24 protein-coding genes and 1 riboswitch are annotated in these 26988 nt (G+C 64.2%); of the genes, 16 read left to right on the forward strand and 8 right to left on the reverse strand.

Annotation, left to right across the window (positions count from 1 at the left end; genetic code table 11):
• The first annotated feature begins 176 nt into the window (after window positions 1-176).
• A complete protein-coding gene (locus tag BUB53_RS12565) occupies window positions 177-488 on the forward strand; it encodes a hypothetical protein (protein WP_073035131.1) in 312 nt (103 codons plus the stop codon).
• Window positions 489-549: 61 nt separating this feature from the next.
• On the opposite strand, the gene BUB53_RS12570 is transcribed toward BUB53_RS12565, so the two are convergent.
• Entirely contained in the window at window positions 550-1419 is an 870-nt protein-coding gene (locus BUB53_RS12570) for a hypothetical protein (RefSeq protein ID WP_073035132.1), read from the reverse strand.
• A gap of 104 nt (window positions 1420-1523) precedes the next feature.
• On the opposite strand from BUB53_RS12570, the gene miaB reads away from it, so the two are divergent.
• The 9 genes from miaB (at window position 1524) to trmB (ending at window position 10250) form a co-directional block, all read left to right on the forward strand.
• Complete coding sequence (gene miaB / locus BUB53_RS12575) at window positions 1524-2852, forward strand: tRNA (N6-isopentenyl adenosine(37)-C2)-methylthiotransferase MiaB (RefSeq protein WP_073035133.1); 1329 nt, start codon at window positions 1524-1526, stop codon at window positions 2850-2852.
• Between the two features lie 280 nt (window positions 2853-3132).
• Window positions 3133-3636, forward strand: a complete 504-nt coding sequence (locus tag BUB53_RS12580; protein ID WP_229709548.1) for an OmpA family protein — start codon at window positions 3133-3135, stop codon at window positions 3634-3636.
• A 13-nt stretch (window positions 3637-3649) separates the two neighbouring features.
• Window positions 3650-3961: a hypothetical protein gene (locus tag BUB53_RS12585; protein ID WP_143163208.1), complete on the forward strand. Its 312-nt coding sequence runs from the start codon at window positions 3650-3652 to the stop codon at window positions 3959-3961.
• A gap of 146 nt (window positions 3962-4107) precedes the next feature.
• Window positions 4108-5124 (forward strand): PhoH family protein, encoded by a 1017-nt coding sequence (locus tag BUB53_RS12590; RefSeq protein ID WP_073035134.1) that lies wholly within the window; start codon window positions 4108-4110, stop codon window positions 5122-5124.
• An 84-nt stretch (window positions 5125-5208) separates the two neighbouring features.
• Window positions 5209-5712, forward strand: a complete 504-nt coding sequence (gene ybeY, locus BUB53_RS12595; RefSeq protein ID WP_073035135.1) for an rRNA maturation RNase YbeY — start codon at window positions 5209-5211, stop codon at window positions 5710-5712.
• A 48-nt stretch (window positions 5713-5760) separates the two neighbouring features.
• A complete protein-coding gene (locus BUB53_RS12600) occupies window positions 5761-6654 on the forward strand; it encodes a hemolysin family protein (protein WP_073035136.1) in 894 nt (297 codons plus the stop codon).
• Window positions 6647-8167 (forward strand): apolipoprotein N-acyltransferase, encoded by a 1521-nt coding sequence (lnt, locus tag BUB53_RS12605; RefSeq protein WP_073035137.1) that lies wholly within the window; start codon window positions 6647-6649, stop codon window positions 8165-8167. The genes BUB53_RS12600 and lnt overlap by 8 nt, the downstream gene beginning before the upstream one ends.
• Before the next feature lie 39 nt (window positions 8168-8206).
• Window positions 8207-8255: riboswitch (SAM-SAH riboswitch) on the forward strand.
• 8 nt (window positions 8256-8263) lie between these two features.
• Entirely contained in the window at window positions 8264-9430 is a 1167-nt protein-coding gene (metK, locus tag BUB53_RS12610) for a methionine adenosyltransferase (RefSeq protein WP_073035138.1), read from the forward strand.
• Window positions 9431-9536: 106 nt separating this feature from the next.
• Entirely contained in the window at window positions 9537-10250 is a 714-nt protein-coding gene (gene trmB / locus BUB53_RS12615; protein ID WP_073035294.1) for a tRNA (guanosine(46)-N7)-methyltransferase TrmB, read from the forward strand.
• A gap of 38 nt (window positions 10251-10288) precedes the next feature.
• Here the strand turns inward: trmB and argE are convergent, their stop codons facing one another.
• Entirely contained in the window at window positions 10289-11452 is a 1164-nt protein-coding gene (gene argE / locus BUB53_RS12620) for an acetylornithine deacetylase (protein WP_073035139.1), read from the reverse strand.
• Window positions 11453-11774: 322 nt separating this feature from the next.
• Here argE and BUB53_RS12625 point away from each other — a divergent pair, with 322 nt between their 5' ends.
• The 4 genes from BUB53_RS12625 (at window position 11775) to BUB53_RS12640 (ending at window position 19809) form a co-directional block, all read left to right on the forward strand.
• Window positions 11775-15002, forward strand: coding sequence for an Ig-like domain-containing protein (locus BUB53_RS12625; protein WP_073035140.1), 3228 nt, complete (start codon window positions 11775-11777; stop codon window positions 15000-15002).
• 93 nt (window positions 15003-15095) lie between these two features.
• Complete coding sequence (locus BUB53_RS12630) at window positions 15096-16388, forward strand: TolC family protein (protein ID WP_229709546.1); 1293 nt, start codon at window positions 15096-15098, stop codon at window positions 16386-16388.
• Window positions 16385-18619 (forward strand): ATP-binding cassette domain-containing protein, encoded by a 2235-nt coding sequence (locus BUB53_RS12635; protein WP_073035142.1) that lies wholly within the window; start codon window positions 16385-16387, stop codon window positions 18617-18619. Before BUB53_RS12630 ends, BUB53_RS12635 begins: the two co-directional genes overlap by 4 nt.
• Window positions 18620-18621: 2 nt before the next feature.
• The gene (locus tag BUB53_RS12640; protein ID WP_073035143.1) at window positions 18622-19809 is read left to right on the forward strand and encodes an HlyD family efflux transporter periplasmic adaptor subunit; all 1188 of its coding nucleotides are present in this window, start codon (window positions 18622-18624) and stop codon (window positions 19807-19809) included.
• On the opposite strand, the gene BUB53_RS12645 is transcribed toward BUB53_RS12640, so the two are convergent.
• Window positions 19776-20678, reverse strand: a complete 903-nt coding sequence (locus BUB53_RS12645) for a LysR family transcriptional regulator (protein ID WP_073035144.1) — start codon at window positions 20676-20678, stop codon at window positions 19776-19778. The two genes, BUB53_RS12640 and BUB53_RS12645, sit on opposite strands and share 34 nt — an antisense overlap.
• A 94-nt stretch (window positions 20679-20772) precedes the next feature.
• Here BUB53_RS12645 and BUB53_RS12650 point away from each other — a divergent pair, with 94 nt between their 5' ends.
• Complete coding sequence (locus tag BUB53_RS12650) at window positions 20773-22029, forward strand: M24 family metallopeptidase (protein WP_073035145.1); 1257 nt, start codon at window positions 20773-20775, stop codon at window positions 22027-22029.
• A 7-nt stretch (window positions 22030-22036) separates the two neighbouring features.
• Here the strand turns inward: BUB53_RS12650 and dtd are convergent, their stop codons facing one another.
• Window positions 22037-22474, reverse strand: a complete 438-nt coding sequence (gene dtd / locus BUB53_RS12655) for a D-aminoacyl-tRNA deacylase (RefSeq protein ID WP_073035146.1) — start codon at window positions 22472-22474, stop codon at window positions 22037-22039.
• Between the two features lie 150 nt (window positions 22475-22624).
• Here dtd and BUB53_RS12660 point away from each other — a divergent pair, with 150 nt between their 5' ends.
• The gene (locus BUB53_RS12660; RefSeq protein WP_073035147.1) at window positions 22625-23038 is read left to right on the forward strand and encodes an Hsp20/alpha crystallin family protein; all 414 of its coding nucleotides are present in this window, start codon (window positions 22625-22627) and stop codon (window positions 23036-23038) included.
• Window positions 23039-23055: 17 nt separating this feature from the next.
• Here the strand turns inward: BUB53_RS12660 and BUB53_RS12665 are convergent, their stop codons facing one another.
• The 4 genes from BUB53_RS12665 to BUB53_RS12680 form a co-directional block, all read right to left on the reverse strand.
• Entirely contained in the window at window positions 23056-23730 is a 675-nt protein-coding gene (locus BUB53_RS12665) for a nitroreductase (protein ID WP_073035148.1), read from the reverse strand.
• A complete protein-coding gene (locus BUB53_RS12670) occupies window positions 23731-24849 on the reverse strand; it encodes a TFIIB-type zinc finger domain-containing protein (RefSeq protein ID WP_073035149.1) in 1119 nt (372 codons plus the stop codon).
• 68 nt (window positions 24850-24917) lie between these two features.
• The gene (locus tag BUB53_RS12675) at window positions 24918-26039 is read right to left on the reverse strand and encodes an SPFH domain-containing protein (RefSeq protein ID WP_073035295.1); all 1122 of its coding nucleotides are present in this window, start codon (window positions 26037-26039) and stop codon (window positions 24918-24920) included.
• Window positions 26040-26059: 20 nt separating this feature from the next.
• Window positions 26060-26986 (reverse strand): DUF2927 domain-containing protein, encoded by a 927-nt coding sequence (locus BUB53_RS12680; RefSeq protein ID WP_073035150.1) that lies wholly within the window; start codon window positions 26984-26986, stop codon window positions 26060-26062.
• Window positions 26987-26988 lie beyond the last annotated feature (2 nt).

Genomic DNA, 26988 nt, shown 5'->3' on the forward strand with positions numbered 1-26988 from the left:
GCTCAGGTGCGAGAAAACCGTCAGTTCATTCGAAGCCTTCGTCAACCTCGCATGTACAATGGCATGGATCGCTTAAATGCAGACGCTGCCTAGGGCTCCGGCTGCGCGCCGGCAGGGCCGCAAATCCGCCATTATCGGGTCATAGAAATGCCGCGCCGTCGGGGCAGACAAGCGGCATGACGATGATGCCGACACATGCGCAATCGCACGCCGACAGGTTCGATCGCCGGGCACGGCGGGCGCGCAGTCTTGCCAGTCTGGTCATGTTCGCCCTCGTGGGCACCTCCCTGACGGCCATCTGGCAGGACCGCCGCCTTGCTCCGGCCGTTCATGACGGCATGCTGGTGGTGCAGGCGAAAACCGCCGAAATGCTGGAAGACTCCGGCGTGGCGCAGACCTATCTCGCCTCGCTCGGCAACAGCGGCCCGAAAGGGGCCGATAACGGCGACAGCGCCATGACCCGCCTGCTGCTGAGCATCCGGGATTAACCTTTCCCCGACCGGACCCTGACGTGTTCCCCGGCCCGATCCGCGCCGGGCGAGGGCTCTCTCAGAACCACTGCCCCGGCTCCATCAGGCCGAGATCCAGCAACTGGCGCGAATGCCACTCGAACGGGGTGGAGTTGTGCCACTTGAAGGTCTCGATATCGAAGGTCGAGCCGGGGTTGCGCTTCAGCGCCTTGGCGGTGCGGAACGAGACCACCGCCGCCGTCAGGTTGTGATGCCACGGGCAGGCATAGGTGTTGTATTCCTCGTCCGAAAACGTGTGATCCTCGCGCAGCGTCAGCCCCTCGCGGGCGCGGAACAATGCGATGCGGTCGATCTTGCGGCGCGGGGCAGGGATGTGCTCCTCGTAGCGCCAGCGCAGCCCGCCGAAGAAATCCAGCTGCCGCTCTTTCGGGTGGTTGTGATTGGCCGGATCGTTGCGCGCCAGCGCGTAATAGCCCGACTTGTCCAGATGCGCATCCTCCAGCGACACCGCGTTCGGGTGCCGTCCCAGATCCCCGGCATAGAGATCCACCACATAGGTCAGCATCGCATCGCGCCGCTCTTCGGTGTGAAAGGCCAGCATCTCGCCCACGGTGCGGGTTTCGCAGAACGGGTAGAACAGGTATTCGCCGTTGAAACAGTAAAACATCCACAGCCCCGGCGCGGCGGCGATGATCCGGTTGACAGGCGCGGTGAAATCGCCCGAGCCGACCACGTCATGGGTGATCCTGTGCACCCGTGGCGCCACGTCCCCGGCCAGCGCGAATCCCTCGGGCATCAGCGCCAGAACCGCCGTGAACCCGCAATCCAGATGGTGGCGCAGGGTGCTGTCCACCTCGGTGTCGTCCTCAATCAGGACAATCGCCACCGGCCCCGTGGCCAGGGCGGCCTTGCCACGGCTCAGGAAATCGTCAAGGCTGTCATACTGCATCGCTGCCCCCGGTTTTGCGCCAGACTCCGCCAATTCGACCTCCATTGCAAGACACCCCGAACATGATGTAGGAGCGCCCCTGTAACAAGGCAGGAGCGGCCCCCATGTCCGACCCCAGGAAACTGTTCATCAAGACCTATGGCTGCCAGATGAACGTCTATGACAGCGAGCGCATGGCCGAGGCCATGGGCGGCGCGGGCTATGTCGAAACCGACAGCCCCGACGATGCCGACATGATCCTGCTCAACACCTGCCACATCCGCGAAAAGGCCGCCGAAAAGGTCTATTCCGAACTGGGCCGGTTCCGCGCGCTCAAGGATCAAAACCCCGATCTCAAGATCGGCGTGGCGGGCTGCGTCGCGCAGGCCGAGGGCGAGGAAATCATGCGCCGCCAGCCGCTGGTCGATCTGGTCGTCGGCCCGCAATCCTACCACCGCCTGCCGCAGATGGAGGCCCGCACCCGCAACGGCGAAAAGGCGCTCGACACCGATTTCCCGCTGGACGACAAGTTCGAAACCCTCAAATCCCGCGGCCCCAAGGCCAGACGCGGCCCCACCGCGTTTCTCACCGTGCAGGAAGGCTGCGACAAGTTCTGCGCCTTCTGCGTCGTGCCCTATACCCGCGGCGCCGAGGCCTCGCGCCCCGCGGCGCGCATCCTCGACGAGGCCCGCGAACTGGTCGATCGCGGCGTGCGCGAAATCACCCTGCTGGGCCAGAACGTCAACGCCTATCACGGGGCCGGGCCGGACGGGGCCGACTGGTCGCTGGCCCGCCTGATCCGCGAGCTGGACAGGATCGACGGGCTGCTGCGCATCCGCTTCACCACCTCGCACCCCAACGACATGAGCGACGACCTGATCGACGCCCACGGCACCTGCGACAAGCTCATGCCCTACCTGCACCTGCCCGTGCAGTCGGGCAGTGACCGCATCCTCAAGCGGATGAACCGCAAACACACCGCCGAAGAGTATATCCGCCTGATCGAACGCATCCGCGCCGCGCGCCCCGATATCCTGATGTCGGGCGATTTCATCGTCGGCTTCCCCGAGGAAACCGACGCCGATTTCCAGGCCACGATGGACCTGATCGAAGAGGTGAAATACGGCTACGCCTATTCCTTCAAATACTCCACCCGCCCCGGCACCCCGGCGGCAGAGCGCGAACAGCTTCCCGAAGACGTGAAAACCGACCGCCTGCACCGCCTGCAAGAGCGCATCACCCACCACCAGCGCGCCATTCAGGACGCCATGGTCGGGCGCACCGTGGGCGTTCTGTTCGAGAAAACGGGCCGCCTGCCGGGCCAGATGGTCGGCAAATCCGATTACCTGCACGCCGTGCATGTGGCCGATTGCGATCGTCAGCCGGGCGATCTGGCGCAGGTGGAAATCACCGAAAGCGGCTCCAATTCGCTGGCCGGGCGGCTCGTGTCCTGAAACATTCCTGACTCCGCCCGGCATCCAGCCCGATCCGATCCCCGGATTTTTTGGGGACTGTTGCCCGTTACGACACAATATATGGTGAATTCTCCTTCACATCGGGCCTGAACTTGCTAGAATGCCGCAATGTTTCCGGTGTGTGTAGGCTTCGGTCCCGTCCGCGCCGGGAACCTTCGGGGGAACTGGTGAAAGGGGCAGTACCGTGGTGAAACAGTTTTCGATTTCAATGCGTCGCGTTCTGGGGGGGCTTGCCGCCATCGCCCTGGGGCTTGCGGCAATGGCCGATGCCGGGCAGGCGCAGCAGGGCCAGCGCGTCATCAAGGGCGAAAGATACATTCCGACCATCTGGGTCGATCCGGACGGGTGCGAACACTGGGTGATGGACGACGGCGCCGAAGGATACATGTCGCCGCACGTCACCCGCGAGGGTATCCCGGTCTGCCGCCGGGGCGATGTCTGCGGGGTGATGAACTCCGATCAGCTGTTCCGCACCGACAGCGCGCATATCAACGCCGCGGGCCGTCAGCGCCTGGCCAGCTTCTTCCGTCAGGCGGGGGCCGTGTCCTATATCATCACCGGGCACACCGACAGCCGCGCCTCGGACGAATACAACATGAACCTGTCGTATCGCCGCGCCAACGCGGTGGCGCGCGTCGCCCAGAGCGTGGGCGCGCGTGTCTCCGATATCCGCGGCTATGGCGAACGCATGCCCAAGGCATCCAACGCCAGCGCGGCGGGCATGGCGCAAAACCGCCGTGTCGAAATCATCTGCATTCGCTGAGGGGGCGGTTTCCATGAAAATTATCAATCTTGCGATTGCTCTGCCTCTTGCCGGCCTCGTGGCGGCCTGCGGTCACGGCACGGTCGGACCCGACAAAACCCGTGACCGGGGGTTCGACAAGAAACATCTCAGCCAGCTTCAGGCCGGTATCTGGGTCGATCCCAACGGCTGTGATCACTGGATCATCGACGATGGCGTCGAAGGCTACCTCTCGCAGCGGCTCGACAGGTACGGCAAGCCGGTCTGCTCGGGCGTCGCACCGCCCACCGTGGCGACAGGGAGTTTCAAGGGCGGCTCCACGAGCTCGCTGGGCGATCCGCTCTGATGCCCTCCCACGTGACGCAAAATCAGCCGCAGGCCTTCCGCCTGCGGCTTTTTTCGTTTCAACTTCGTGACAATATGAAACCGGTGCTTGCACAGGCTCATGCAACTTGGCACCCTTGACTGAAACCTCTTGCGCAGGAGAACCGATTGGTCACCACCCAACTGCCCCAGACGCCCGGTCCCGACACCTTGCACGAAGAAGCTGTCGAATTCCCCGACAACCGCCTTCTGATCGACCTGTGCGGCGAATATGATCGCAACCTTGCCGATATCGAACGCAGTCTCGGCGTGCAGATCCTGCGCCGGGGCAATCAGCTTGTCGTGATGGGCGAAGAGACCCCGGCAAAGGAAACCGTCGAGGTGCTGCGCGCGCTCTATCAGCGTCTGGAAAGCGGCCGGATGGTCGAACCCGGCGACGTGGATCGCGAATTGCGCATGGGCTCCGACTCCGACGAGATCGGCGCGCGCGACGGCGATCAGCTCGAAATGTTCAAGGGGGGCCGGGTCGAGATCAAGACCCGCAAGAAACTGGTCGAACCGCGCACCGAGGCGCAAAAGGCCTATGTGCAATCGCTTTTCGGCAACGAACTGGCCTTCGGCATCGGCCCGGCGGGCACCGGCAAGACCTATCTGGCGGTGGCGGTGGGCGTGTCGATGTTCATCGAGGGCCATGTCGATCGCATCATCCTCAGCCGCCCGGCGGTCGAGGCGGGCGAGAAACTGGGCTACCTGCCCGGCGACATGAAGGAAAAGGTCGATCCCTACATGCAGCCGCTCTACGACGCGCTGAACGATTTCCTGCCCGGCAAGCAACTGGCCAAGCTGATCGAGGAAAAGCGCATCGAGATCGCGCCGCTCGCCTTCATGCGCGGGCGCACATTGGCCAATGCCTTCGTGGTGCTGGACGAGGCGCAGAACGCCACCTCCATGCAGATGAAGATGTTCCTCACCCGTCTGGGCGAAGGGTCGCGCATGGTCATCACCGGCGACCGCAGCCAGATCGACCTGCCGCGCGGCGTCACCTCGGGCCTGCACGATGCCGAACGCCTGCTGGGCCGGATTCCCGGCATCGCCTTCAACTACTTCACCTCGCGGGACGTGGTCCGCCATCCATTGGTCGCCGCCATCATCGAGGCCTATGACAAGGACGCGCCCACCGGTTGACCTGCCGTGCAAAACCCGGCAATGCCATTTCTTCTTGCTCCAAATATCCCGGGGGTCCGGGGGCTGGCCCCCGGCATATGCCACATGCTCACCGATACGCTGATCGAGGACAGCCGCTGGCAAGAGGCCGGCCTGGAAGACCTCGCCGAAACCGCCGCACAGGCCGCGCTGGCCCATCTCGGGCTGGACCCCGCCGACTGGGAAATCGCCGTTCTGGGCTGCGACGATGCGCGCATCGCCGCGCTCAACGCCGATTTTCGCGGCAAACCGCAGCCCACCAACGTGCTCAGCTGGCCCGAGGACGATCTCGCCCCCGACACCCCCGGCGCGCGCCCCGCGCCGCCCGGGCCCGAAGCCGGGGCCGGGCAGGGGCCGTCGCATCTCGGCGACATCGCCATCGCCTACGAAACCTGTCAGCGCGAGGCCTCCGAGGCGGCCATCCCCCCCGCCGATCACATCACCCACCTGATCGTGCATGCGGTGCTGCATCTGCTGGGCTACGACCATATCCGTGACAAGGATGCCACCCTGATGGAGCAAACCGAGGTCGCCATACTTGGCAAACTCGGGGTGCGTGACCCATATTAGGGGTATTGACCGGGGCCGCATATGGCCCGACCACTGGAAAAAGAGACGATGGGCGACAGTACAGACGAGTCCTCTAACGCGGCGCAAAGCGCGCAGCCCGACACCGGGCACGACAGTGACGAGGACCAGGGCGGATTTTTCCGCCGCATCATCGGGGCCTTCAGCCCCGCCGAAGAACACTCCGAAGCCGAGGACACGGCCGAACGTTCCGTGCCGCAGGGCGCGCCGGGGCTGCGCAACCTGCACGACATGGCGGTCGAGGACGTGGCCATCCCCAAGGCGGATATCGTTTCGGTCCCGGCCACCATCACCAAGGACGATCTCGTCGATGTGTTCCGCGACAGCGGAATGAGCCGCCTGCCGGTCTATGACGGCACGCTCGACACGCCCATCGGCATGATCCACCTCAAGGACCTGGCGCTGCGCCACGGCTTCAACGGCAAGGGCACGGCGTTCTCGCTCAAGCAGATGCTGCGCCCGCTGCTGTTCGTGCCGCCCTCGATGCCCATCGGCGTGCTGTTGCAGAAAATGCAGGCCGAACGCCGGCACATGGCGCTGGTGATCGACGAATACGGCGGCGTGGACGGGCTCGTGACCATCGAGGACCTGATCGAGCAGGTCGTGGGCGAGATCGAGGACGAACACGATGTCGACGACGATCAGCTCTACATCCGCGAAAGCCCCGGCTGCTATCTCGCCGCGGCCAAGACCCCGCTGGACGAGTTCGAACAGGAGATCGGCCTGTCGCTGACCGACGCCGAAGAGGTCGACGAGGAAGAGATCGACACGCTCGGCGGGCTGGTCTTTGTCCTGCTGGGCCGCGTGCCGGTGCGCGGCGAGGTGGTGGAACACCCCTCCGGCGCGATGATCGAGGTGATCGACGCCGACCCCCGCCGCATCAAGCGCCTGCGCGTCCGGCTGCCCGGCCACACGGATGGCTGACAGCCCGGTTCAGGCCACGGCCGCCCGCGCCGCCGCGCTGCGCGCGCGCCACCGCCTGCCGCTGGCCGGGCTGTTCGGCGCGCTCGCGGCGCTCGGGCAGGCCCCGTGGGGCCTCTGGCCCGCCACCATCGCCGGACTGGCCGCGCTCTATGCGCTGTTCACCGCCACCTCCGGCTGGCGCCGCGCCGCCCTGTTGGGATGGGCGGCGGGGACGGGGTATTTCGCCCTGGCCCTCAGCTGGATCGTCGAACCCTTCCTTGTCGATATCGCGCGCCACGGCTGGATGGCGCCCTTTGCGCTCGTCGGGCTCAGCGGCGGCCTTGCGCTGTTCTGGGCGGGCGGTTTTGCCCTGGCCCGTGCCGCGGGCGGGCGTGCGCCCGCTTTCATCGCCGCGCTGGTGCTGGCCGAGGCCGCGCGCACCTATCTTCTGACGGGCTTTCCCTGGGCACAGGCGGGCCATGCGCTGATCGGCACCGCCTGGCTGCACTGGGCCTCGCTCGGGGGCGCGCTTTTGCTGACCACGCTCACGCTCGCGGCGGCCAGCGCGCTCTGGCACGTCCTGACAGGCCCGCGCCTGCCCGCCGTGGCGACGCTGCTGGCCCTTGCCGCGCTGCACCTTGGCGGCAGCGCGCTGAGGCCGCCGGCCGATACGCCCGCCGACGCCCCCGTCGTGCGCCTGATTCAGCCCAACGCGCCGCAGCACCAGAAATGGGACCCGGCCCATATCCCGATCTTTTTCAACCGCCAGATCGCCTTTACCGCCGAAGGGCCGCAGCGCCCCGATCTGATCGTCTGGCCGGAAACGGCGGTGCCCGTTCTGCTGCACCGGGCCGGGCCTACCTTCGAGGCCATTTCCGAGGCGGCGGGCGGGGTGCCCGTGGTGCTGGGCCTGCAACGTATCGACGGTCTGCGGTTTTACAATTCGCTGGTCGCGCTCGATGAATCCGGCACCGCCAGCGCCGTTTATGACAAACACCACCTCGTGCCCTTCGGCGAATACATCCCCTTCGGCGACCGGCTTCAGGCCCTCGGAATCAGCGCCTTCGCCGCGCAGCAGGGCAACGGCTATTCCTCCGGCCCCGGCGCGCGGGTGATCGACCTGCCCGGCACGGGCCGCGCCCTGCCGCTGATCTGTTACGAAGGCGTCTTCCCGCAGGATGTCGCTGCCGCGCCCGAGCGCCCGGACATGCTGTTGCTGATCACCAATGACGCCTGGTTCGGGCAGGTGTCGGGGCCGTATCAGCATCTCGCGCAGGCCCGCCTGCGCAGCGTCGAGCAGGGGCTGCCGATGATCCGCGTGGCCAATACCGGCGTTTCGGCCATGATCGACCCGGCAGGGCGCATCATCGACCCGATCCCGCTCGGGCAGGCGGGCTGGCGCGACATTCCCTTGCCCGCGCCCCGGCCGCCCACGCCCTATGCCCGGACGGGCGATGCGCCGGCGCTGCTGCTCGCCGCCCTGATCCTTGGCCTGTGCCTTGCGCGGTACAGGAAGCGCAGCGGCCCCAGATAGCGATTGACGCGCCCCCGGCAGGCGCGTAACCACATCGCATACCCGTCACAACGGCTTCCTGGCGTGACGGCAGATATTCAATGGAGCACTCAACTTATGTCCCGTCAGAACTACATTTTCACCTCCGAGTCCGTTTCGGAGGGCCACCCCGATAAGGTCTGCGACCGGATTTCGGATGCCATCCTCGACGCGCTGATCGCCGAGGAACCCAATGCACGCGTGGCCGCCGAGACCTTCGCGACCTCCGGCATGGTCGTCATCGGCGGCGAGGTCGGCCTGTCCGATCAGGAAATCCTGCGCAACTACATGGGCCGCATTCAGCAGATCGCCCGCGACTGCATCCGCGATATCGGCTACGAGCAGGAGAAATTCCACTGGAACACCTGCCACGTTCTGAACTTCCTGCACGAACAATCCGCCCATATCGCGCAGGGCGTCGATCGCGACGGGGCAGGGGATCAGGGCATCATGTTCGGCTATGCCACCAATGAAACCGACGCGCTGATGCCCGCGCCGATCCAGTTTTCCCACGCCATCCTGCGCCGTCTGGCCGAGGCCCGCAAATCCGGCGCCGAACCCAGCCTGCGCCCCGATGCCAAAAGCCAGCTGTCGCTGCGCTACGAAAACGGCAAGCCGGTCGAGGTGACGCAGATCGTGCTCTCCACCCAGCACGACAGCGAAGACCAGACCAGCGATGACATCCGCGCCATCGTCGAGCCCTACATTCGCGAGGTCCTGCCCGCCGAATGGATCACCGACGCCACCGAATGGTGGGTCAACCCCACCGGCACCTTCGTCATCGGCGGCCCCGACGGCGATGCCGGCCTGACCGGGCGCAAGATCATCGTCGATACCTATGGCGGTGCGGCCCCGCACGGGGGCGGCGCGTTCTCGGGCAAGGACCCCACCAAGGTGGACCGCTCGGCGGCCTATGCCGCGCGCTACCTGGCCAAAAACGTCGTCGCCGCCGGTCTGGCCGAACGCTGCACGCTGCAACTCTCCTATGCCATCGGCGTCGCCAAGCCGCTGTCGATCTATGTCGATACCCACGGCACCGGCGAGGTCGATGAGGAAGCCATCGAAAAGGCGATCCGCCAGTCGATGGACCTCACTCCGCGCGGCATCCGCGAAACGCTGGACCTGAACAAACCGATCTACCAGCGCACGGCGGCCTATGGCCATTTCGGGCGCGCGCCCGAGGCCGATGGGGGCTTCAGCTGGGAAAAAACCGATCTGGTCGAAACGCTGAAAAAATCCGTCTGATTTCGGGGCGGGGCCGGGTTTGCGTCCATGATGGATGCAAACCCCGCGCATCCGCCCGGATTTCGTACAAAACCCGCGTACACTTCGTACGTTTCGTACAAAAGTCATGACTCAGGACAAACACCCCTCCGGCGCCCCGTGGCGCAACTTCTATGGCCGGTTCAAAGGCAAGGGCCTGCGCAAATCGCAGGAGGCCTATCTCGATCAGGATCTGGAAAAACTCTCCCCCGGTCCGGTCGGATGGGACGTAAACCCCGACCGGGAACAGATTGATTTAAAATCGCTTTTCGTGGATCGCGATGTCTGGCTCGAGATCGGATTCGGCGGTGGCGAACACATGGTGCATCAGGCGGCGCAGAACCCGGATGTCGGGATCATCGGCTGCGAGCCCTATATCAACGGCGTGGCGATGCTTCTGGGCAAGATCAGGGAGTCGGGGGCACAAAATATTGCGGTTCACCCCGGTGATGCCCGCGATATGTTCGATGTGCTGCCCGATAACAGCATTTCGCGCGCCTTCCTTCTCTACCCCGATCCCTGGCCTAAGAAACGCCACCACCGCCGCCGTTTCGTCACGCCCGAGCATCTGGAACCCCTGTCCAGGGTATTGAAAACAGGCGCTATTTTCCGCGTGGCCACGGATATTCCCGATTATGTCCGCCAGACGCTCGAACAGGTGCCGCGCCACGGGTTCGACTGGCTGGCCGAGCGTCCCGCCGATTGGCGGGAGCCCTGGAACGATTGGATTTCAACACGTTACGAGGCCAAGGCGTTGCGCGAAGGCCGCACGCCGCATTACCTGACCTTTGTTAAGAAGTAAGATCAGGATCGTCGCGTAACCATTTGATAATGCGGCGATTAATTCGCAAGACGATCACCAAGGCGGCCCAGCATATCGACGCATTGCTGTAGCTGATCCACCGACACATACTCATCGGGCTTATGCGCCTGGTCGATTGATCCCGGCCCACACACCACCGCCGACATGCCGTATTGCTGGAAGATACCCGCCTCGGTCCCGAAAGGCACAACATCTGCGGTGTTGGCGCCGGTCAGCTCCATCATGATGTGTTTGGCTTCGTTCTGATCCACGGGTTCCAGCCCGTCCACCTCGCCGATCACCTCGGTTGTGATCTCGGCCTCGGGACAGATCGCGCGCATCGCGGGCAGCAATTCCTCGTCGCAATAACGCCGCAGATCGTCCTTCACGAACTGCGCATCCGCCGCCTGCACAGGCCGCATTTCCCATTCCAGCTTGGCGATCGAGGCAATCACGTTATGCGCCACCCCCCCGCTCAGGCTGCCGGTGTTGATCGTGGTCCAGGGCGGATCGAACCGGCTTCCGGCGGGTGCGCGGGCGCGCAGCGCGTCTTTCAACTCCAGCAGGCGGCCCACGTAACGCGCGGCGTATTCCACCGCGTTCACACCCTTGTCAGGGGATGAGCCATGCCCCGCAAGCCCATGAAAATGCGTGGTATATTCGTAACAACCCTTGTGCCCTTCGATGATGCGCATCATGGTGGGCTCACCGATGATGGCCACGCCGGGACGGATGCCTTTCTGCCTGAGACTGTCCACAAGCGCCTGCGCCCCGAAACATCCGACCTCTTCGTCATAGGTAAACGCGAAATGCACCGGACGGTCGCGAACCCGCTCGGCGAAATAGGGGGCCATCGCGACCGCTGCCGCGATGAACCCTTTCATGTCGCAGGTGCCGCGCCCGTACAGGTGGCCCTGATGTTCCGTCATTTCAAAGGGATAGCTCGACCAGTCCTGTTCATCCACAGGCACCACGTCCGAATGCCCCGACAACACGATCCCGCCATCCGTTTCCGGGCCTATGGTCGCGAAAAGGTTGGCCTTGTGCCCGATCTCGTCATGGAAAATGTCGACCTTCGCCCCCTCGGCTTCCAGCCGGTGGGCAAGATAGGCGATCATGTCCAGATTGCTGACCTCCGAGACGGTGGGAAACGCGATGAGATCGCCCAGGAGCGCAACTGTATCAGAGAGTTGTGTCGTCACGTATACCTCGAATGGATGTCGGGAAACCTGAGCGACTGTGTTTCCCCGATTTCGTCCCGTCAACCCGTATTTTGCCCGGTACCGGACTTCCGGTCAAAAACACTGCGCGCGGCTTTCGCGCCCAGCCTGTTGCACGAAAGACTCACATTTTCCGAAATCGGGGCGGGGAGGTGCCAAATGTGGCGGCTTTGGGTCGATTTTGCGGCGGAGCGCGAAAAAAATACTAGCGATTGTGGTAATTTGGCGGTAAATGCTGGACCAGAAGGTCGAGGTCGCGCCCAGCAAACGAGGCGCGGCAGGCCGAGGTAGAGCGGTGAGTGTAATGAAGGCTATTGAGTACGTCGCCCGCGCGGAAGCGGGAAGTGTGTTTCGTGGTTCTATCGCAGAAGGTGGCGATATCACGGTAATTCCGGCCGGTAACGGGCAGGAAATCTCCTTAAATCTCAGACAGATCGACATCGAGAGCTATCAGCGGGACGGAGGCAATCTGATCCTCGCTCTGGCCGATGGGCGCATGATCGTTCTCGAAGGCTATTTCGGTGCGGATGGCGAGGCCGATAGCCGGTTGTTCATCAGTGCGGACGGCTACCTGAACGAGGTGACGCTGGTCGATGGCGGCGAAGGTACGCTGTATGCGCAATACGGCCCAACCGAAATGTGGGGCAAGTGGAGCCCGTCGGATGACCTGATTTTCCTGGGTGGCAGCGATGTGGTGCCCCCCGGCGCAGCAGGCGGTGAAGAGGTTTCAATGCTTGGCGCCGGTCTGCTGGGCGGCGCGGGCCTGTTCGGTGCGGCGGGGGCCGGGGCGGCAACGCTTGCGGCCACGTCGCTGCTGGCAGGGTCCGGCGGCGGGGGCGATGGCGGCGGGTTTATTCCCGGCGGCGGTGGCCGCGACAGGATCGAGCCCTCTGTGAACGAAAAGGGCACCATTGTTGTCGGCGGCGATCCCGATGGCGACCCGTCGATCACGATTTCCGGTGAGGCCGAGCCCGGCTCGGAAGTGGAAGTCACGATAGGTGATAAAACCGTGGACACCGAAGCCGGTGAGGACGGCACCTGGGAGGTCGTGTTCGAGGGGGAGGATTTTCCCGAGGATGGCGAATACGACGTGACTGTGACGGTCACCGAACCCGACGGGACGGAAACCGAGCTTGAGGGGCCGTCGGTCACCATCGACACGACGCCACCTGAAACCACTGTTTTGGAGGGTGTGGTTTCGACCGGCGATATCGTGAACGACGATGATTTCCGCGATGGCGTCGAGATTTCCGGTACCGGCGAGGCCGGGTCGACCGTGGCGGTGACCATCGACGAGGTGACCGAAATGGTCACCGTCGGCGAAGATGGGACCTGGACCGTGGAGTTCGCCCCCGGCGATCTGCGCGAGGGCGATTACGAAACCGAAGTCACCATCGTGTCCACGGATTCCTATGGAAACAGCGCGACGATCACTGAAACAATCTCGATCGACACGATTTACAACGAGCTGGAAATCCATGCCGATCAGACAGGCGATAACGGTCTGGTCAACAAGGCCACCGCTGACACCGAGGGGCTGATCGTCACCGGCATGTCAGAACCGGGCGCGACGGTGATTGTCGCGATGGGCGGGCAAACCGTCGAGGTCACGGCTGGCGATGACGGCTCATGGCAGGCCGAATTCGACCCCTACGATCTGCCCGATACGCAATACGATGCCACCGTGACCGCGCGCACCGTCGACGATGCCGGCAACGTGACCGAGCAGTCCGAGACCATCCGTATCGACCTCGAAGTGCGCGACTTCACGCATCAGGCCGATATCGGCGGCCAGGACGGTGTGATCAACGAGGCCGAGATCGGTGGCGGCTTTACCCTGACCGGCACGGTCGAGGATGGCAGTTCCTCCGTGACGCTCAGGTTTTTCGACGAGGTGATCGAGGCCACGGTCAATGCCGATGGTACCTGGACGGCCAGTTTTTCGGGCGATCAGGTGCCGCCGGGCGACTATTCGCAGGATGTGCAGATCATCGCGCAGGACAGTGCCGGAAATACCAGGACGCTGACGCAGACCGTGGTGGTGGATACCGAGGCCGGGGCGCTGACGCTGAACGGCAATATCGGCAATAACGGTGTGATCAACCACGATGTCTACGAAAACGGCGTCATGGTCACTGGTACGGCCGATCCTCATGCGCAGGTCGTGGTGTCGCTCGACAATGTGGAATATACGGTTCAGGCCGATGAAAACGGTCAGTGGCAGAAGTTCTATGCCACCTCCGACCTGACGCCGGGGGTGCATTCTCCCGAACTGAAGGCCACGATCACCGATGAGCACGACAACACCTATTCGGTAAGCAAAACGCTGACTGTCGATACCGTGGTCGAAGACCTGTCCATGAACGGGCCTTCGGGTATGCCGCTGACCGCCGATGGCATGCGTGTGATCAATCAGAGCCTCGCCAATGGCGGGTTCGAACTGACCGGCACGGTCGAGCCCGGCTCGCAGGTCTGGGTGGAGATCGACGGGGTGCCCGGCGACGTGACTGTCGATCCGGAAACCGGTGCATGGACCGCAGTGTTCGATGCCGGAGCGATCCCCGGCGGCACGCGCGAGGCCGACATGGTCGTGCGGGTGCAGGATTCGGTCGGCAACCTTGACGAGTTGTCCGAGCGCGTGCTGATCGACACCGAGGTGCAGGATCTTGCGCAGGGCGAAACGGTGGGTGCGGTCAATGACTTTGCCAATCTCGACGCCGCGCGCGACGGGCTGGAACTGACCGGCACGGTCGAACCCGGTTCCGAGGTCGAGGTCAATATTTTCGGCCAGACCTACTATGCGACGGGCGACAGTTCGGGCGCATGGTCGATCACCGTGCCGCGCGGGGTCATCCCCGATGACGAAGGCACGGCACCGATGTCGATCACCGGCACCGACATATACGGCAATACCGGCACAGCAACGGGGCAGGTGGCCTATGACATGGTTGCTCCCGGTGAGCCGCTGGTGCGCTTCGTGGGCGAAGACCTCGGTGGCGGTTACAGCGTGGTCGGTACGGATGTCACCTCGGACAGCATCGACTTCCATCAGGTCAATCCCGGCGGCGGTGTGACCGGGCTGGAGGTAAACAGCAACAATATCGGGTCGATGACCAATCACACGTTCGTCGACGGATCGGGCAATCCCGCGCCCATCCCGGACGGCTCTCAACTGCTGGTGACAACGACCGATCAGGCGGGCAATGCCTCGACCACCTATCTGGTTCTGGACGAGGTGAATGCAAGCGATGTGGACCTGTCCAATCCGGCGCTCGATGGCTTCAACATCGAAACCATCGACCTCAGTTCGCGCGGCGCAAGCGGCGAGTTGACGATCACCGAAGAGCAGCTTCTGGCCCTTTCGGACAACAGCAATACGCTGGTGGTCAAGGGCGGCGCCGACGACAAGGTCACCATCACCGGGGCGCAAAGGGTCACCGATGCCCCGGATGAGCCCGAAGGCTTCGATATCTACAGTCTGGGCAATGACGCGACGATTATCGTCGACGAAGATATCGACATCGTCACCTGACACGGAAAATGACGGTCGCGTCCGGTGGCGGGCGCGGCCAGACCATAAGAAGCTACCGGTCAAGGGGCAGTCATGGGGCAGAGGGACGGATCAGTGAAAGCGGTGGCTTGCCTGCTGGCGGCCATGGGCCTGTCGGGGTGCATGTCGTCCGGTGGCGACGACGGGCAGGTTTCGCGTTTCCTGAGCAATTCACCCGATACACAACTGACCGAGCGTCAGAAAGAGGCGGTGCAATCCACGGTGATTTCCGCCTTGCAGGCACGCCACAGCGTCCTGCCGCCGGACAGCGCCTATGCGCGCGTGGCCGGGCCGGTTCTGGCGGCCTATAGCCGCCCGGCCGAGGCCGAATTGCGCAGCGCGCGCTTGCGGGCCAGGGCCGCGTCGAAAAACTGGCTGCCGCGGATTGGCCCGGATATCAGCCTGACCAGTCTGGGCGATCTGGTGGCGCAACTGGTGGTCGAGCAGGTGCTGTTCGACAATGGCCGCAAAAAGGCGGAACGCGCCTTTGCAAAGGCCGATGTCGAGGTTGCCGCCGTCACCCTGTCCGAGGACACGAACGAACGGGTGCTGACGGCGCTCGGCCTGTATCTCGACGCCATGAAGGCGCGCGAACGCGCCTCGCTCGAAGAGCAAACGCTCAAGGACATGCAGCATTTCGAGTGGGTCATGACCGAACGCGTCAACGGTGGCGTGTCGGATATGTCCGATCTGAACGTCCTGCGCCAGAAACTCGCCGAAATCCGCGCGACCCTGACCGCGCAACATGAGGCCGAGACAACTGCGCTGGCCGAACTGAACGCCATGTCTACAAGTCCGCTGGACGATGTGAGCGGGCTCAGCGACCTGACGCCGGAGTCCGGCGCTGCGCGTCCGCTCGAGGTGCTGCGCGCCGAGGCCGAGAAAGACCGCGATATCGCGCAGGCCAAAATCGACCGGGCGGGCCTGTTGCCGGGCCTTTCGGCAGGGGGCACCGTGGACGAGGACGGGGCGGACATCGGGCTGAATATCTCGACCGATCAACTTTTGGGCCTTGGCACCGGCGCCAGCCTCAAGGCGACACAAGCCGCGCGCGATGCCGCTGAACGCCGTGTCGGTCAGGCGCAGGAAGACGCCGAGCGCACCCTGCGCCGTCTCGATGGCCGCCGTTCGGCCCTGTCCCGGCAAGTCACCGAAGCCAGCACACTGGCCACACAGGCCAAGGCCAATCTCGACCTGTTCCAGCGGCAGTACAAGGCGGGGCAGCGGCAGGTGATGGATGTGGTCGGGGTCTATGAAACCTTCGCCGCGCGCCAGACTGCGCAACTGGACCTGAAATACGAACTGGCCAGAACCCGCCTGCAAATTGCGCGGCATCTGGGCCTTCTGGCGGACGGGGGCGACATTTGAGCAAGCCACCCGCAGTTCTGTCGATCACCGGTGGCGTGCGCCGCCGGCTCAGGGCCGTTTCCAACAGCGATGCGCCTCCCTCCGCACCCCCGCCCGAGCCGCAGATAAACTCGCGCTTTGGTGAACGGGCCGAAGCCCGCGCCAAATTGGGGGCCACCTACGCCGCCATTCTGGGGCAGGAGGTCATGGCGCGCGATATCCTCGAGGCGATGATGTCGAGCGCCGCCACCGGCGATCAGCCGCAACCACAGGCGCTGGCCGATGGTCTGGCCGCGGTCGGCCTGCTGACCGAGGTGGAAACCGTCGCGCATTGCCTTGGCGATCACTGGCCCGCTCTGGCGCAGATGACCAGCGGGCAGTTCATCCTCGTGCTGCAACAGGATCGCGGCGATCTGGTGATCTACGATCCCACCTGCGCCGACAATCGCGCCACGGTCGCACTGGACGAATTCGAACCCTATTTCACCGGCATCGTCGTGCGCGCCGAAGCGCCCCTGCACCGGATTTCCAGATCGCACACCGAAACACGCGCCGAGCCGCATTGGTTCTGGGGCCAGTTCGCCGGGTTCCGCCGCCATTTCGCCGAGGTGGTTCTGGGGTCTTTCGTGGCCAATATCCTGGCGGTTGCGGTCGCGCTGTTCGCGCTACAGGTCTATGATCGCGTGATCCCGCACCAGTCCGAAGCGACGCTTTGGGTGCTGGCGGGCGGTGCGGCGCTGGCGCTGCTGATGGAGGCGTTTCTGAAAATCGCCCGTGCGCGGCTGATGGACGGGGCCGGGCGGCAGATCGAGCTGAACGTGCAGTCCCTGCTGATGAACCGCCTTCTGGGCATGCGATCCGAAGTGGCGGGCCGCGCGCCCAGCCAGTTGTTCAGCGCAATGCGCGAATTCGGCTCGGTGCGCGAGTTCTTTACCGCCTCGACCATCGGCAGCCTTGCAGATGTGCCGTTTATCTTCGTCTTCCTTCTGCTGGTGACGTCGATTGCCGGAAACGTGGTCTGGGTGCTGATCTTCGGCGCGATCCTGATGGTTCTGCCGGGGTTTTTCCTGCAAAAGAAGATGATCCGCCTGACGCAGGAAACACAGGGCGCCTCTTCGAAATCCTCGCGTCTCCTGCACGAGGCGATCTTCGAACTGGACACGCTGAAAACCCAACGCGCCGAGGATCGGTTCCGCCGACTCTGGACCGAGCTGACCACCCTTCAGGCGCTCAAGTCCAGCGAACAGCGCAAACTGGCCTCGACCCTGACGTTCTGGAGCCAGGGCGTGCAGCAGGCCACATATGTTTCGGCTGTGATCATGGGCACCTATCTGGTGTTCGCCGGTGAATTCACCGTGGGGTCGATCATCGCCGTGTCGATCCTGACCAGCCGCACGCTGGCGCCGCTGACGCAACTGGCAGGCACCATGGCGCGGTGGAGCAATGTGAAATCCGCTCTCAACGGCATGGACCAGATCGCTTTGGCCGAACAGGACAGCGCAAGCGACCGCTCTTACCTGCGGCGCGAAACGCTGGAGGGCGGGTTCGAATTGCGCGAGGTCCAGTTCGGCTATGACGCGGGCGCCGCGCCCGTTCTGGACATCCCCGCACTGGCCATTCAGCCGGGGCAGAAACTGGCCATTCTCGGGGCCAACGGCTCGGGCAAGTCCACTTTCCTCAAGCTCCTGTCGGGGCTCTACGCGCCCGCCAGGGGCCGGGTCATGGTGGATGGCACCGACATGAACCAGATCGAACCGCGCGATCTGCGCCGTCTGGTGGGCTATCTGGGGCAGGATGTGCGCCTGTTCACAGGCAGCCTGCGCGAGAACCTGAACCTCACCTTGCTGGAACGCGACGATGATCGCCTGATGCAGGCGCTGGATTTCGCCGGGCTGGGGCCATTCGTCAAATCCCACCCCAAGGGGCTCGATCTGGAAATCCGCGACGGCGGGCAGGGGCTCAGCCAGGGACAGCGCCAGTCGATCGGCTGGGCGCGGCTGTGGCTGCAGGATCCGCGCATCTGTCTGCTGGACGAACCCACCGCCGCGCTGGATCAGACGCTCGAGCGCACGCTGGTCAGCCGCCTTGAAACCTGGCTGGCGGGCCGCACGGCGGTGATCGCGACGCATCGCGTGCCGATCCTGCAACTGACGGATCGCACGATGATCCTGCAAAACGGCCGCTTGGCGGTGGATGGCCCGCGCGATCAGGTGCTGGCGCATATCGCGCAGGGCCCGCAGGGAGGGGTATGAGCATGACCACCGGTGCAACCGCCCTTGTCGCGCAACTCAACGACCGCCTGCGCGGCCCCAGCCTGACCATCTGGCTCTGCGCCGCCAGCGTGTGGCTGTTCATCATGTGGGCCGCCTTTGCATGGGTCGATGAAATCGTGCGTGCCGATGGCGAGTTCATCTCGTCTTCGCGCCCGCAAATCATCCAGAACCTCGAAGGCGGCATCCTGTCCCAACTGATGGTGCAGGAAGGCGATATTGTCGATCGGGGCGATGTGCTGGCCCGGCTGCACGGCACGCAGTTCAAATCCTCGGTCGAGGATCTGCGCGATCAGATCAACGCCCATGACATCCGCCGCCTGCGGCTCGAGGCCGAACTGGCCGGGCAGTTCGACTTTGCCGTGCCCGATGATCTGGCCGCCCGCAGCCCCGAAATCGTGGCTTCGGAAAAGGTGCTGCTGAAGGCGCGGCAGGCCGATTACGTCAAGCGCAGCGAAGGTGCCAAAGAGGTGCTGCATCAGGCCGCCGAGGAACGTCAGCTTCTGGAAAACCTGTTGAAAAAGAATGTCGTGGCCCTGATCGAAGTGACCCGCGCCCGCAAGGATCACGCCGATGCGCAAAAGCGCTATGACGAGATCGTCACGCAAACCGAACTGGACCGCGCACAGGATTATTCCGACACGCTCAAGGAACTGGCGACGCTGAAGCAGAACCTCAAGGCCAGCCAGGATCAGCTGAACCGTACCGTCCTGACCAGCCCCATGCGCGGGATCGTCAATAATCTCAACGTCACCACAATCGGCGGGGTCGTGCGCCCCGGCGAGCAGATTCTGGAGATCATCCCGCTGGACGAGGAAATGTTCGTCGAGGCCCGCGTCGCGCCCGAAAACATCGCCAATATCCGGCGCGGGCAAGAGGCCACGATCAAGCTGACCGCCTATGATTACACGATCTACGGCACGCTCAAGGGCGTGGTGGATTTCATTTCCGCCGATACGTTCAAGGACGAAAACGCCCGCGATCCCGACGGCAACCCACATTACAAGGTGACGCTGCGGGTGGATATGTCGGCGCTGACGCCGCGCCAGTCCAGCATCGAAATCCGCCCCGGCATGCAGGCTCAGGCGGAATTGCACACCGGCCAGAAGACCGTTTTGCAATACCTGCTCAAGCCGCTCTACAAATCGCGCGAGGCCTTCCGCGAACCCTGATCCGGCTCAGACCGGGCGGTCAGGAATCCCCACAGCCGCCGGGCGTTTTCGCCCGGCAGGCGGTTTTCCGGCTGCGTCAGGTAATAGCCCTTGCCGGTCTCCAGCGACGGGCCGGGCAGGGCGCTCAATGCGCCATGCCGCAACTCGTCCTTCAGCAGATGCAGACTGCCAAGGGCGATCCCGTCGCCCTGCAACGCCCGTCCCACCGATTGCGCATAGCTGGCACAGCGCAGGCGGGGCCGGTCGGCAAAGGCATCGCTGCCGGTCAGGGCATGCCATCGCTCCCATCCGATCCAGTCGGGGCCTCGCAGCGGATAGTCCAGCAAGGGGGCATTCGCGATCTCCGCCCCCGGCGCGGCCATGGGCACCAGCGTTTCGGCAAACAGCATATGCGCCCTGCGCCCCGGAAACCGGCCATCGCCATACAGCACCGACAGGTCATGCGTGGCCGACGACAGATCGCGCGGATGATCGGTGGTGGTCAGGTTGATCGGGCAGGCGGCCTCGCCCAGGGCAAAGGCGCGCAGCCTGGGTTGCAGCCAGAACATCGAAACCGCCCCCATGGCGGCCAGATGCACCGGCGGGTCTTCGGGCGCGCGTACCGCCTCCAGCCCCTGCGCCAGAAATTCCAGCGTCACCGCCACCTTTTCCGACAGCACCTGCGCCGCCGGTGTCGGCGTCATCTGCCGGGTGCTGCGGTCGAACAGGGACACGCCCAGCCAGTCCTCAAGCTGGCGCACACGCTTGCTGACGGCGGCCTGCGTGACATGCAACTCATCCGCGGCACGGGTGAAACTGCCATGGCGCATCACGCAGTCGAAAAACAACAGCGTATCCAGCGGGGGCAGGGAATTGCGTTTGATTGACATAACTAAAAGTTATGCAAAAGCGATAGAATTTCCAAGGTTTTCCTTGCGCGGCGCGTAGCGGATAAATCGCCATCGGGAATGAGAAGGATCAAACATGCCCGAACTCGACTGGCACGCCGAACGCAGCGACCTTGAGGGGCTCGCCCAACTGGATCGCGCCCCCGAAGACGAAGGCATCGACCTGCGCGCGGTGCGGCTCTACCGGCTGGGGCGCGTGCGGCAGGAAATGGCCGCCCGTGGCATCGGCGCGGTGATCCTCAGCGATCCGGTGAACATCCGCTATGCCACCGGCATCCGCAACATGCAGGTGTTTTCCATGCGCAACGCGCCCTCGCGCTATCTGCTGCTGACCGCCGGGCGTTCCATCCTGTTCGAATTCACCGGCTGCCTGCATCTGGCCGACGAGTTCGAAACCGTGGACGAGGTGCGCCCGGCCAGAACCGCCAGTTTCGTGGCCGCCGGTCCTCATATCGCCGAGCGCGAGCGGGCCTGGGCCGCCGAAATGGCCGACCTGATCGCCGAACTGGTCGGCAAGGGCGCAACCGTGGGGCTGGAGCGGCTGAACGCCGGCACCGCCCTTGCCCTGCGCGAACAGGGGCTGACCATCGTCGACGCGCAGGAACCCGTGGAGATGGCCCGCGCAATCAAATCCGACGAGGAAATGAAATGCGTCATCGCCTCGCTCCGCGCCACCGAGATCGGCGTGGGCAAACTGCGCGCCGCGATCCGCCCCGGCCTGACCGAGGCCGAACTCTGGTCCGTCCTGCACCAGTCGGTCATCGCGCAGAATGGCGATTACGTGGAAACCCGGCTGCTCAATGCCGGAGAGCGCACGAACCCGTGGTTTCAGGAAACCTCGAACAACGTGATCGGCAAGAACGAACTGATCGCGCTCGATACCGATGTGGTGGGCTGTCACGGCTATTACGCCGATTTCTCGCGCACCTTCCATTCCGGGCCCGATACGCCCACCGATACGCAGCGTGAACTTTACAAGGTGGCCCATGAGCAGGTCCACTACAACATGGGCATCCTGCGCCCCGGCATGTCCTTCCGCGATTACGCCAACGAGGCATGGGACATCCCCGAGAAATACTATGCCAACCGTTATTACCTGTCCTCGCATGGCTGCGGGATGACCGGGGAATACCCCTATCTCTATCACCACGGGGATTTTCCCGACGCAGGCTATGACGGTGAAATCCTGCCCGGCATGACGCTCTGCGTGGAAAGCTATATCGGCGAGGACGGCGGCAGCGAAGGCGTAAAGCTGGAACAGCAGGTGCTGATCACCGACACCGGGATCGACCTGTTATCGCAATTCCCGTTCGAGGACGCGCTTTTGCGCTAGGGGCCGCTCAGGCCTCCATCCAGATCGTCACCGGGCCGTCATTCAGAAGTTCCACCTTCATGTCGGCCCCGAACCGGCCGGTTTCCACCGGAACGCCCTGCGCGGCCAGTTGCGCGGCGAAATATTCATACAGGCGCTTGCCGTCCTCCGGCGGGGCGGCGGTTGAAAATCCGGGCCGGTTGCCCCGGCTCGTGTCGGCGGCCAGCGTGAACTGGCTGACCACCAGGGCGCTGCCGCCGATATCGCGTACCGAGCGGTTCATCTTGCCCGCCTCATCGGTGAAAATCCGCAGTTTGGCGATCTTGGTAGCCAGGTGATCGGCCTGTGCCTCGGTATCGCCCTGCATCGCACAGACCAGCACCAACAGGCCGGGGCCCGTCTGCCCTGTCATCTGCCCCTCGACGGTTACAGAGGCCCGTGTAACCCGTTGCAGCAATGCGCGCATGATCCCGCTCCGTTTCCGTGTCCGGTTCGTCACCCTGTTGGCCGAATTTTCGTGGCGTCGCAAGGCCCGGACTTTGATACGAATCAATGTGCACCGCGCCAGCGATGTGCATACTCTCTGCTATTCGTCTTACTGAAAGGAGTTGGCACCATGGTTGAAAAATCCCAATCCGGCTTCTGGCCGTCGGTCTATGAGCCCATGCGCAATTTCGGTCAGCGCGTGGCCGACTGGCTGTCCCCGGCCTCCGATGCATCGGCCAGCGACAACGCGTATCACATCACTCTGGAACTGCCCGGCGTGACCGAGAGCGATATCGACGTGTCGGTACATGACGGTGTGGTCACCGTGAAGGGCGAGAAAACCCAGGAGCGGGAGGAAAAGGGCGACACGTGGTTCTTTTCCGAACGGCAATACGGCGCGTTCAGCCGTACCTTTCGTCTGCCCGCCGATGCGGATGGTAACCGGCTCGAGGCGCATCTCAAGGACGGGGTGCTGAGCCTGTCGGTGCCCAAACGGACAGAAGCCACGGGCGAGGCCAAAAAGGTCGCGATCAAGCGCGGGTGATGCCTTGCGGGCTGTTCCTAACCGCGCAGGTCGAGGATTTCATCCAGATCTGCGCGCTCGGTGCGAAAACCGTTAACGGGATGGTCCGTATCGCCGTAGCCGAAGGAGATCGCACACAGGACGGTCCGCGTATCCGGTAACCCGAAATGTGCGCGGACCATCGGGGAATAGGCCGCAATGGCGGCCTGTGCGATCGTGTCCACGCCAAGCGATCTGGCCGCCAGCATGAACGTGGTGATGAACCCGCCTGTATCCATCGCCCCGTAAGGGCCAAGCGCGGCCTCGCTATGCACGATGGCCACATGCGGCGCATCGAACAGGCGATAGTTCCGCATGGATTGCTCGGCCCGCGCCGGGCGGTCGTCGCGCGCGATGCCCACCGCGTCATAGAGTTGAAACCCGCAGGTCCGCCGCCGGTCGCCGTAGATGCCGGGAAACCCTTGCGGCCAGGGCTGATCGGGGTTCGGGTCGCCTTGCGCGGCCCGTTCCAGCAGGGCGGCGCGGAAACGCTCGGTTTCGGCCCCGCGCGTCACGGTGATCTGCCAGGGCTGCGCGTTACACCAGGACGGGACCTGACCCGCCGCCGTGACGATGCGCGTGATCACCTCGTCCGGCACCGGCTCGGGGCGAAAGGCGCGGCACGAATGCCGCTCCCGCAGCACCTGCGTCAGCGTCTCATAGGTGTCGCTCATCTACAAAACTCCCTGTTCTTTGGCGACGACATACCCCACCACGGCCCCGACCAAAAGCGCCGCGATGGCCGCAAGGGCGATCTTCCACGCCGACCACGGACGCTCGCCCTGAACCCGGCCCGTGCGACCGTTGACGACAAAGCGATAGGTCTGTCCACGGTATTTATAGGCCGCCAGCCAGACAGGCAGCAGGACGTGCTTGAAGGTGATGTCACCGATCTCGGTGCGGATGTCATGGATGCGCTGCCGGTCGCCGCCGATGTCGAACCGCACGTCGCGGGCGATGACCCGGTCCATGATCTGGCGTGCCTCCGCAAACCCCTCTTCCAGGTCCACCGAATACCCCTCGGCGCGGAACCCGGCCAGGTATTCGGGGTTGTAGGGCTCGAGCGCCGACAAATCCCACGGTTCCAGCGCGTCGGTGAACCTCTTGGGCAGGCTGCGCGAGGCCAGTACCAGCACATCGTCGAAAAACCGTGCCACCCGGCCCGACACCGCGCGCCACCGCACCTTGGCCACGCGCACCCGCTCGCGCTTGCCGTTGCGGGTGACGGTGCGGGTTTCGTAGTAAACCGTGCCGCGTTCACCGCGATAGGCGGAGCGGGTGTCGGCATCGAAGGTCCAGTAGGGCACGTAAATCCCCTGCATGCGCCGCCCCTTGCGCGCATACTCCTTCAGCCCGCCGGGCGCGAACCACAGACGGCCCAGCCAATCGGTCATCGCCTTGCGGGCTCTGTCTTCGTCCAGTGCGAAGGGCAACAGCCCCTTGGGCTTGATATGGCGATGCGTACCGGTATCCGTCACCACCGGCGTGGCGCAGAACGGGCATTCCGCGGCATGAACATCGGCGTCGAACTCGACCTGCGCGCCGCAATTGGGGCAGGTGCTGACGCGGGTTTCCTCGATGTCCTGCTCGGGCAGGTCCTGCGCCAGGGCGCGGCGGAAATCCAGCTCGCGGATCGAGCTTTCCCACGGGCCCGATTGCGCCACGTCCTCGCTGTTGCCGCAATGATCGCACACCAGCCGCCCCGCCGCCGGATCAAAGCGGTAATCCGCCCCGCATTGATCGCAGGGGAAGCGGTGTTCTTCGAGGGACGCGGAAGTGTCGGAAAAAGGCATGAACGAAACCTGCCATCGGAAAGGCGCTTGAAAAGACGATCAGGCGGGGCACAGCCCCTGCGCCGGTGTCACGCCTCCGGCGGCGGCGGCGGCAGGACGGTGAACAGTTGCGCCAGTTCCGCCACGTCCTCGGCCCGCAGCCAGCCATCCTGCCCGGCGGTCCAGACATGGCTGTCGCGCGTCAGCTTGCCGTCTCCGGCCATGCGTCCCATGTCGGCCTTGGAATAGGGGCCGTGGGTCTTGCCGTTTTCGGCGATGTGCCAGACATGCTCGACCGGCGGAGGCGGGGGCGGCGGGGTGGCCTGTCCGGTTTGCGGCGCGGCGCCCCACGGGCCTTGCTGGTTGGCCATCTGCTGGGCCATCGCCATGCCCATCCCCATGCCGAGCCCGGCACCGATGCCCGCCCCGCCCGAGGGATTCTTGGCGGCGGCGGTCATCGCTTCGGCGGCGGAGTATTGGGTGAACTTGCCCAGATCCCCGGCCAGCCCGGCCGATGTGCGCTTGTCCAGCGCTTCTTCCACCGCGGGCGGCAGCGAGATGTTCTCGATATAAAACTCGGGGATGGTCAGCCCGTATTCGGCCACCACCTTGGAAATCTCGGCGGCCACCAGCTTGCCCAGGTCGGCGGTGTTGGCGGCCATGTCCAGCACCGGAATGCCGCTGCCCGCGATGATCCGCGAAAACGCCTGCACGATGATGTTGCGGATCTGATAGCTGATCTCGTCCATGGTGAACTCGCCATCGGTTCCGACGATCTCGGACAGGAACCGTGCCGGATCGGCCACCTTGACCGTATAGGTGCCAAAGGCGCGCAGGCGGGTGGGGCCGAATTCCGGGTCGCGCAGCATGATCGGGTTCTTGGTGCCCCATTTCAGGTTGCTGAACCGCGTCGTGTTGACGAAATAGATCTCCGACTTGAACGGCGATCTGAACCCGTGATCCCAATGGTTCAGCGTCGTGAGGATCGGCATGTTGTTGGTTTCAAGCATGTAAAGGCCGGGCGTGAACACATCGGCCAGTTGCCCTTCGTGCACGAACACCGCCGCTTGACCCTCGCGCACGGTCAGCTTGGCGCCATACTTGATCTCGTGGCCCTCACGCTCGAAGCGCCAGACCATCGTGTCGCGGGTATCGTCGACCCAGTGGATAACGTCGATGAACTCGCCGGTCAGAAAATCGAAAATACCCATCATTCAGGTCTCCTTTGTCGTCAGATCGACCCGGCTGTACCGGCCAGCAGCCGCCTGATGATGGGGCGGGCCTCGTCGGGTTGCATGCCGGGGGTCAGTACCGGGGTATAGAGCAGGCTCAGCAACTCTTCGTCATGGGTGGTCAGCAGCGCGAACTCGTCATCGTCGTTGAAGATCGAGGGCCGTGCGTGCGGGCTGTCATTGGCCAGCCCCAGCCCCTGCGCCAGTTCCTCATGCACACAGGACTGGCGCATCAGGTCGGGGTGCTCGGCGCGGATAAAGGCAATCGCGCGGCTGTAGCTGTAATCGTGTTCGGCGTCCGAAAACGCCACCACCAGGCAATGGATCGATCGCGGCAGTATGCGAAACAGCGCCAGCGATGACGTATTGATATTCGGCACGATCTGCCGGATGCGCGCAATCGCCTGATCGCGGTCGTCCTCGCCCATGAACAGAACGTGGAAATTCGGGTTCGAACGCCCGGTCGAAATCGGATGCCCGGTGACGCGCGCCAGCCGTTTGGCATAATCGCGCACCATCCGTTCGTCTTCGGCGCGCTGCGCTTTTGGAACGGTATCGCCAAACTCGACCGACATGCGCACCGGGCGGGTCCACTTGCGCAGCCCCACCGCATCGCCGCTGGATCGGCGGAAACCACCGTTGCGTTCGTACTCGTCGTAAAACGCGATCCGCTCGAAATTCCGCATCAGATCGGTGTCGGTATACGGGGTGTCCGGCCCGCCGCCATCGGTCCGCAGCAGCCCTTGCGCCAGCAGGTCGGCCTGCACAGCCGCGTAATAGCGTGACATGGCCTGGCTGGCCGGTGACGGACTGACCGGGGCAGGGGCCGGGGCGGGCACAAGGCCCGGCGGGCGGGCCTGCGGCTTGGTGCCGGGTGGCGGGGTGGTCATCGCACAGGCTGACAGGGCCAGCGCCGCCAGCCCCATGA

Source organism: Roseovarius pacificus (genome assembly GCF_900142665.1).
GTDB classification, from domain to species: domain Bacteria; phylum Pseudomonadota; class Alphaproteobacteria; order Rhodobacterales; family Rhodobacteraceae; genus Roseovarius; species Roseovarius pacificus.